General features: G+C 66.3%; 1 pseudogene. It reads left to right on the plus strand.

The annotated features are described in order from the left end of the window. Window positions 1–368, plus strand: a pseudogene (locus AX690_RS10150) (UDP-glucose/GDP-mannose dehydrogenase family protein); the annotation flags it as partial.

Below are 368 nucleotides of genomic sequence, written 5' to 3' on the forward strand. Positions count from 1 at the left end.
GGCCTGATCGACGGCTTCACGGTGGTGGTGACCAAGTCGACCGTGCCGGTGGGCACCGGCGACGAGGTCGAGGCGATCATCAAGAAGGTCCGGCCCGAAGCCCAGTTCGCCGTGGTTTCCAACCCCGAGTTCCTGCGCGAGGGCGCGGCGATCGAGGACTTCAAGCGTCCCGACCGCGTGGTCGTGGGCACCGATGACGAGCGCGCCCAGGCGGTGATGCGCGACCTCTACCGGCCGCTGAGCCTGAACGAGACGCCGATCGTCTTCACCGGCCGCCGGACCAGCGAGCTGATCAAGTACGCGGCCAACGCCTTCCTGGCGATGAAGATCACCTTCATCAACGAGATGGCCGACCTCTGCGAGAAGGT

Origin of the sequence: Caulobacter sp. CCH9-E1 (assembly GCF_001556515.1) — a bacterium.
Taxonomy (GTDB): Bacteria; Pseudomonadota; Alphaproteobacteria; order Caulobacterales; family Caulobacteraceae; genus Caulobacter.